The organism is Azospirillum agricola, from assembly GCF_020005195.1.
Lineage (GTDB): Bacteria > Pseudomonadota > Alphaproteobacteria > Azospirillales > Azospirillaceae > Azospirillum > Azospirillum agricola.
Genome location: NZ_JAIFZR010000004.1, coordinates 1,100,000 through 1,107,500 on the forward strand (window position 1 = coordinate 1,100,000; position 7,501 = coordinate 1,107,500).

General features: G+C 64.7%; 6 protein-coding genes and 2 rRNA genes (1 of these 8 only partly in view). 3 read left to right on the forward strand and 5 right to left on the reverse strand.

Features of this window, described 5'->3' with window-relative positions; all coding sequences use genetic code 11:
• The first annotated feature begins 89 nt into the window (after positions 1-89).
• The gene (locus tag JN22_RS13520) at positions 90-2,255 is read left to right on the forward strand and encodes a methyl-accepting chemotaxis protein (RefSeq protein ID WP_085554402.1); all 2,166 of its coding nucleotides are present in this window, start codon (positions 90-92) and stop codon (positions 2,253-2,255) included.
• 135 nt (positions 2,256-2,390) lie between these two features.
• On the opposite strand, the gene JN22_RS13525 is transcribed toward JN22_RS13520, so the two are convergent.
• From JN22_RS13525 to JN22_RS13535, 3 genes are read right to left on the reverse strand one after another with little or no spacing between them, the layout of a single operon-like run.
• On the reverse strand, positions 2,391-4,061 hold the full coding sequence (locus JN22_RS13525) for a methyl-accepting chemotaxis protein (protein ID WP_085554403.1): 1,671 nt from the start codon (positions 4,059-4,061) through the stop codon (positions 2,391-2,393).
• A 24-nt stretch (positions 4,062-4,085) separates the two neighbouring features.
• A complete protein-coding gene (locus JN22_RS13530) occupies positions 4,086-4,262 on the reverse strand; it encodes a response regulator (RefSeq protein ID WP_179166102.1) in 177 nt (58 codons plus the stop codon).
• Entirely contained in the window at positions 4,259-4,435 is a 177-nt protein-coding gene (locus tag JN22_RS13535; protein ID WP_179166151.1) for a response regulator, read from the reverse strand. The genes JN22_RS13530 and JN22_RS13535 overlap by 4 nt, the downstream gene beginning before the upstream one ends.
• On the opposite strand from JN22_RS13535, the gene JN22_RS13540 reads away from it, so the two are divergent.
• Complete coding sequence (locus tag JN22_RS13540) at positions 4,434-4,892, forward strand: hypothetical protein (RefSeq protein WP_143268291.1); 459 nt, start codon at positions 4,434-4,436, stop codon at positions 4,890-4,892. The genes JN22_RS13535 and JN22_RS13540 overlap by 2 nt on opposite strands.
• A gap of 34 nt (positions 4,893-4,926) precedes the next feature.
• Positions 4,927-5,232: a hypothetical protein gene (locus tag JN22_RS13545; protein ID WP_143268292.1), complete on the forward strand. Its 306-nt coding sequence runs from the start codon at positions 4,927-4,929 to the stop codon at positions 5,230-5,232.
• A 15-nt stretch (positions 5,233-5,247) separates the two neighbouring features.
• On the opposite strand, the gene rrf is transcribed toward JN22_RS13545, so the two are convergent.
• Positions 5,248-5,363 (reverse strand): 5S ribosomal RNA (gene rrf, locus JN22_RS13550).
• Positions 5,364-5,514: 151 nt separating this feature from the next.
• Positions 5,515-7,501 (reverse strand): 23S ribosomal RNA (locus JN22_RS13555); it runs 756 nt beyond the window's last position.

Here is a 7,501-nt window from a genome sequence, read left to right on the forward strand (position 1 = left end):
AAAGACATCAAGAAACCTAGTGGCATGTTCGTTGCTCTTGGGGAGGCAGGGCGGAAACGCAGCCCCGCAAGAAGCCAGGATCCAACGCCATGCGCAGAAACCTTCCGGTAACCAACAGCGAAGTCGACTTCCCGGCGGACACGCTTCTCGTGTCGAGGACGGATACGAAGGGGCGGATCACCTTCGTCAACAAGGCCTTCGTGGAGATCAGCGGCTTCACCGAACAGGAGCTGATCCATTCGCCCCACAACCTCGTCCGCCATCCCGACATGCCGCAGGAAGCGTTCGGCAATCTGTGGAAGACCATCCAGGCCGGCCGCCCGTGGGAGGGTCTGGTCAAGAACAGGGCGAAGAACGGCGACCATTACTGGGTCAAGGCCAACGTCACGCCGGTCGCGGAGAACGGCGCCATCACGGGCTACATCTCCATCCGCTCCAAGCCCTCGCGCGAGGAGATCGACCGTGCGGAAGAGGTCTATCGCCAGTTCCGCTCCGGAACGCGGGGGGAGTACGAGCTGGTGGACGGGCATCTTGTCCGCCGCAGTCCGACCACCCGCCTGAAGGCCAGGATGGCCAGCGTCAGCGGGCAGCTGGTCGTCGCCTCGATGCTGTCGCTGGCCTCCATGGGCGCGGTCGGCGGGATCGGTCTGTCGGGGATGTCCGGAGCCAACCAGACGCTGCACTCGCTCTACGACCGCGGCGTGGTTCAGCTCAGCCGGATCGCCGCCCTCCGCGACCGCATGCAGGACGACATGCGGGGGGTGGCCTTGCCGCTCATCGGCCGCCAGAACGGCGCCACCGGCCCCGACCCGCGGCTTTCGCCGATGCGGTCCGGCATCACCTGGCTGAGTGATGCGCGGGCGATCGAAGCCGCGGCGGCAACGGACCGGGAAAGATCGCTGGCGGCACGGCTCGCCGATCAGGCGGGCGCCTTGGAGACGCAGGGGCTGGAAAAGGTCGCGGAGCTGGCGCGGGCCGGACAGGCCGAGGCGGCCGCGCGCCATCTCCAGGACACCGCCCTTCCGCTCTTCGAGGCGGCGCACGCGACCCTTGGCGAGTTGGCGGCGTTGCAGGTGCCGCACGGCAGGAGCCTGTTCGAGGCCGAGGCGGACGACCTGAACCGGCGCGTCCTTCTGGTGTCGGCCCTGCTGCTGCTGTGCCTCGTCATGGCCACCGCCGCCTGCGCCCTGATCCTCAGGAGCGTCCAGCGCCCGCAGCGGCAGGTCGAGCGGCATCTGGACGCCATCGCGCGCGGAGACCTGCTGTCCGCGATGCCTTACCCGGACATTCTGGAATTCGCGCGCAGCGGGTCGCAGCTCCGGGCGGTCAAGGCCAAGCTCGCCTACGCCAACCAAGAGCGCACCGAACGCCAACGGCAGGCCGAAGAGGAGCGTCAGATGACCCTCGACATGGCGAAGATGGTGGAGCAGGAGGCGGCCAACGCCGTCCTGCGGGTGGTGCACCGCACCGGGTCGATGGCCGTCGACGCCGACGGCATGGCCAAATCGGCGGAGCGCGTCGTCGCGACCGCCCAGGATGTGTCGGCCGCGGCCGGCCAGGCGCTCGACAGCGCCCAGACGGTGGCGTCCGCCACCGAGGAACTCTCCGTGTCCATCCGGGAGATCACCGCCCAGATCGCGCATTCCAGCAACCTGACCCGGCGGGCGGTGGAAATCGGCGAACACACCCAGGAGCGGATCCAGAAGCTGTCCGATGCGGTGGGGCGCGTCGGCAACGTGGTCGGCATCATCAACCGCATCGCCAGCCAGACCAACCTGCTGGCCTTGAACGCCACCATCGAAGCCTCCCACGCGGGGGACGCCGGCAGAGGCTTCGCCGTGGTCGCGCATGAGGTGAAGGAACTCGCCAACCAGACCGCCCGGTCGACGGAGACGATCGCGCGCCAGATCGAGGAAATCCAGGCCATAACCGGCATGGCGGTCGCCGCCGTGAGCGAGACCGGCGGCATCATCGCCCAGATCGATCAGGTCTCCGGCGCCATCGCCGCGGCGATGGAGGAGCAGTCGGCGGCCACCCAGGAGATCAGCCGCAACGTCCTGGAGGCGTCCAGCGTCGCGCGTGGGGTCTCGCTCCGCATCAACGACGTTTCGCAGGAAGCCATCCAGACCGGAATGCAGGCGAAGCAGATGAGCCTGGGCACGGTGGAGGTGGCCGGCAACGTCACCGACCTGCAACGCGTCCTGACCCAGGTGGTGGGAAACGCGGCATCCGAGACGGAACGCGCCGCCGCATGATCGGAACAGGCGCCGTCGAGCCCGGCCCCGGCTTCCTGGGACGCCGGGCTCGACGACGCGAAGCTTGCCCCTGGAACTCGGTCCGCCTGCGGGACGAGCCACCGTCGCCGTTGCCGCGCTCGTGGCGATCGGCGGTCAGGCCGCCCGGATGCTGGCGAGGAATGTCTCGACCTCGCGCCGCAGCGTCTCCGCCTGCTGCGACAGTTCGCCCGAGGCGCCGAGCACCTGCGTCGCCGCGGTGCCGGTCTCCGTCGCGGCGTGGTTCACCTGAGCGATGGTGCCGCTGACCTCCTCGGTGCCCAGGGCGGCCTGCTGGACGTTGCGGGTGATCTCGCCGGTCGTGGCGTTCTGCTCCTCGATCGCCGCCGCGATGGTCGCGGCGATCTCGTTCATCGTCGTGATCGTGCCGCCGATCCCCTCGATGGCGCCCACCGTGCTTTGGGTGGCCGCCTGCACCGACGCGATCTGCGCGGCGATCTCCTCGGTCGCCCTGGCCGTCTGGTTGGCCAAAGCCTTCACCTCGCTGGCGACGACGGCGAAGCCCTTGCCGGCCTCCCCGGCGCGGGCCGCCTCGATGGTGGCGTTCAGCGCCAGCAGATTGGTCTGGCTGGCGATGTCCTGGATCAACTGCACGACGGCGTTGATGCGCCCGGTCGCCTCGGCCAGGCCGCGCACCGTGCCGGTCGTCGCGTGCGCCTGGGTGACCGCCGTCGCGGCGATCTCGTTGGACTTGCCGACCTGGCGGCTGATCTCCTGGATCGACGCGGCCATCTCCTCGGTGGCGGCGGCGACGGTCTGCACGTTGGCCGAGGTCTGCTCGGCCGCCGCCGCCGATGCCGTGGCCTGCTGGTTGGTCCGGCTGGCGAGCGACGCCATGCCCTCGGCCGTCCGGCCAAGCTCGGTGGAGGCCGACGCCACACCGCCGAGGACGTTCGACACCGTCCGATCGAAGGACGTGATGAAGCCCTCGATCCGCTTCTGGCGCTGCTCCTTGGCGTGCTGCTCGACCCGCTGCTCCTCTTCAAGCCGGCGGTTGGCGATGGCCGCCTCCTTGAAGACCTGAAGCGCGCGGGCGAGCGTTCCGACCTCGTCCTGACGCTCCGCCCCCTCGACATCGATCCCGTGATCGCCCTTGGCAAGCCGCTCCATCCGCGCGGCGATGCCGTTCAGCGGCCGGATCGCACGGCCGAGCGTCGTGAACAGCGCAAAGGCGATCGCCGCGATGCCGAGAAGCACCCCGGTCCCGAGGATCCAGCGCGAGCGGGCGTAGGTTTCCTGCGACGCGGTGTAATCGAGATTGGCGCCGTCGAGCTGGATTTCCACCAGACGGCCGATGGCTTCCGTGATCGGGTCGAAGCTGGGATACATCTCGGTCGAGACGAACCGGTCGAGGCCCGCCTTGTCCCTGGTCTGGAACAGCGCGCGCAGCGTCTCGACGCTTCCCCGAACCTTGTCCATCCGCTGCTTCGCCTCGGCGGCAAGGCGCTTCTCGTCATCGGCCATGTCGGTGCCCATGTAGGCCGACCACCGCGTGCCGATTTCGGCGACGGCCTGATCGATCGACTGGACGCCCTGCTCCCAGGTCAGCGTGCCGCTGCGGACCTTGTGGGCGGTGTCCACCATGTTCAGGCCGTACAGGTCGGAGGTAACCTTCAGATCCCGCAGCGGAACGACACGGTGGTTGAAGACATCACTGATTCCTTGATTGGACTGGCTCAACGCAATCCATCCGGTCAGTGAGATCGCCAGAAGAAGAAAGCTGATCGCGCCGAGTGCAATCAGGAGGCGGGCCTTGATCGTGGACATTCAACACCAGGAGGTTGGGGACATTCATTCCTGGGGCCAGTTGCCCAGGGACCGCTGCACAGCATCCACCAGCCGGTCTGCGGTAAAAGATTTTGCCAGGAAAAAGCTGGCAAGGGAAGTTGCGGTCACCAGCAATGGCAAAGCGCTCATGAAGATCACCGGTATCTTCACCAACCTCGTACGGCCGCGTGCCGTCGTCATCCAATCGCCCCCGTCATCTTCGGCATCATCACGTCGGTGACGATGGCGCCGACGTCGCGGGACAGGCGGGCCAGGGCCTCGGCGCCGTCGGCGGCCTGGATCGCCTCGTGGCTGGTCCCGGCGAGCACCCCGGCGAACAGCAGGCGGATGAAGGATCGGATCGCGGTCGGCATGAAATTCCACGGCGTGCCGCTGGTGGGCCCCAACGCCGGACTGACCGGAGTGTTCGACGAGCTTCCCGGCATCCTCGAGGCGGTCGGAGCCCGCGACGGCGAAACGGCACGGATGCGGATGCACTGGCACCTGGAAGGCTCACCCGACCGCGTCTTCGAGGGAAAGGCCTTGGACCTTTCGCTCCAACAACCAACGCGCGCACCGCTCCTCGATGCTGTGAAGACGGTTGCAGGCCGCCGATTGGACGATGTGGACTGCAAACTTCTCAAGCGCCGGCATCGCACGCTCATGAAACAGGCACAAATGGTCATCGACGAGGCCCACCGCATCCACCGCGACTTCTGGCGCGACTCCAGGGCGATCGATGCCTGGACCCTTCCGACTTGCGCAGAGCGGGTAAGGCCGCGACACGGCACCCGCGACGACGACCGGCACTCCACCGGCGGCGGACGGTGACACCAAAGATTAGCAAGCCGCGGATATGGCGGTCATGAGCATGGGGGCGGCCGCGCCTCCCGGCATCCCGATCCCGAACGCCAGCCCCGATGAGCATGGGCAAGCCGAAGTGGCAAAAGCGCCCAGGACAAGGTTACGGCACGCGCCAATTCGCCGGCTGGACGGGCGCGTTGCAGATTCAACAAGCGCGACCACACCGATCCTGGGATCGGCCAACAACGAAAAGCCCGGCTCATCGCAGACGAGCCGGGCTTTTGGTGATGGTGTTGTGCAGTCGATGAAGATGGCGCGCGTTTTCGGAAGCGTTTGGTTTGGAGAGTTTTGTGATGTCTGGTTTTGACCCTGTGCCTTGGAGACCTGGCGGCGACCTACTCTCCCACGCCTTAAGACGCAGTACCATCGGCGCAGAGGCTTTTCACGGCCGAGTTCGGGATGGGATCGGGTGTTTGTCACCTCGCCATGACCACCAGGTCACCGAGGCACAGGAACCGGACGTCTCGTCCAACCGGAGCGTTTCGCGTTCGCGCTGTCGTGCAAGTGACGTGTTTTGAGGATCGAAACGGCGTTTGCCGTCTGGGCTTGAAGCGGGCTTGCCGCTGCGCGCGGCGCGCTTTGTCGGTGAGGGATCAAGCCAATCGAGCGATTAGTAAGGCTTAGCTTCGGGCGTTGCCGCCCTTCCACACGCCTCCTATCGACGTGATGGTCTGTCACGGCTCTCAAGGGAGGTCTGGTTTAGAGGTGGGTTTCCCGCTTAGATGCTTTCAGCGGTTATCCCGTCCGCACTTAGCTACCCGGCCATGCCACTGGCGTGACAACCGGTGCACCAGAGGTGCGTCCATCCCGGTCCTCTCGTACTAGGGACAGATCCTCGCAAAACTCCTACACCCACGGCAGATAGGGACCGAACTGTCTCACGACGTTCTAAACCCAGCTCACGTACCACTTTAATCGGCGAACAGCCGAACCCTTGGGACCTGCTCCAGCCCCAGGATGTGATGAGCCGACATCGAGGTGCCAAACGACGCCGTCGATATGGACTCTTGGGCGTCATCAGCCTGTTATCCCCGGCGTACCTTTTATCCGTTGAGCGATGGCCCGTCCACATGGAACCACCGGATCACTATGGCCGACTTTCGTCTCTGCTCGACTTGTCAGTCTTGCAGTCAGGCGGGCTTATGCCATTGCACTCGACGAGCGATTTCCGACCGCTCTGAGCCCACCATCGCGCGCCTCCGTTACACTTTGGGAGGCGACCGCCCCAGTCAAACTACCCGCCATGCAGGGTCCCGGACCCGGATAACGGGCCGCGGTTAGATGCCAGAGACCTCAAGGGTGGTATTTCAAGGTTGGCTCCACACGAGCTGGCGCCCATGCTTCCAAGCCTCCCACCTATCCTACACATGAGATCCCTAGCACCACTGCAAAGCTGTAGTAAAGGTGCACGGGGTCTTTCCGTCTGACCGCGGGAACTCCGCATCTTCACGGAGAGTTCAATTTCGCTGAGTTGGTGTTGGAGACAGCGGGGAAGTCGTTACGCCATTCGTGCAGGTCGGAACTTACCCGACAAGGAATTTCGCTACCTTAGGACCGTTATAGTTACGGCCGCCGTTTACCGGGGCTTCAATTCGGAGCTTGCACCCCTCCTCTTAACCTTCCGGCACCGGGCAGGCGTCAGACCCTATACGTCGCCTTGTGTGGCTTCGCAGAGCCCTGTGTTTTTAGTAAACAGTCGCCACCCCCTGGTCTGTGCCCCCCGCCCATGCTTGCGCACGAACGGGGCCCTCTTCTTCCGAAGTTACGAGGGCAATTTGCCGAGTTCCTTCAACACCATTCTCTCAAGCGCCTGGGTATGCTCTACCTGTCCACCTGTGTCGGTTTGGGGTACGGTCTGATGCGGGGGCTATTTCCTGGAACGGGTCCCCAGCGCGGCCAATCCGATAAGGCCGCACACGCTTTCCCATCCGTCACACACCCGCTGGCCCACGACTATTAACGTGGTTCCCATCGACTACGCCTTTCGGCCTCGCCTTAGGGGCCGGCTCACCCTGCGTGGATTAACCTTGCGCAGGAACCCTTGGACTTTCGGCGAGAGTGTTTCTCACACTCTTTGTCGCTACTCATGTCAGCATTCTCACTTCCGATACCTCCAGGCGGCCTCACGGACACCCTTCGCAGGCTTACGGAACGCTCCGCTACCACGTGATCTGAGATCACATCCGCAGCTTCGGTACACGGCTTGAGCCCCGATACATTTTCGGCGCAGGCCGGCTTAACTAGACCAGTGAGCTATTACGCTTTCTTTAAAGGATGGCTGCTTCTAAGCCAACCTCCTGGTTGTCATGGCCTTCCCACATCCTTTCCCACTTAGCCGTGATTTGGGGACCTTAGCTGGCGGTCTGGGCTGTTTCCCTCTCGACGATGGACCTTAGCACCCACCGTCTGTCTGCCGGACTGTGCTTCCGGGTATTCGGAGTTTGGTTAGGTTTGGTAAGGCTCGCGCCCCCCTAGCCCATCCAGTGCTCTACCCCCCGGAGCAATATCCGACGCGCTACCTAAATAGCTTTCGCGGAGAACCAGCTATTTCCTGATTTGATTGGCCTTTCACCCCT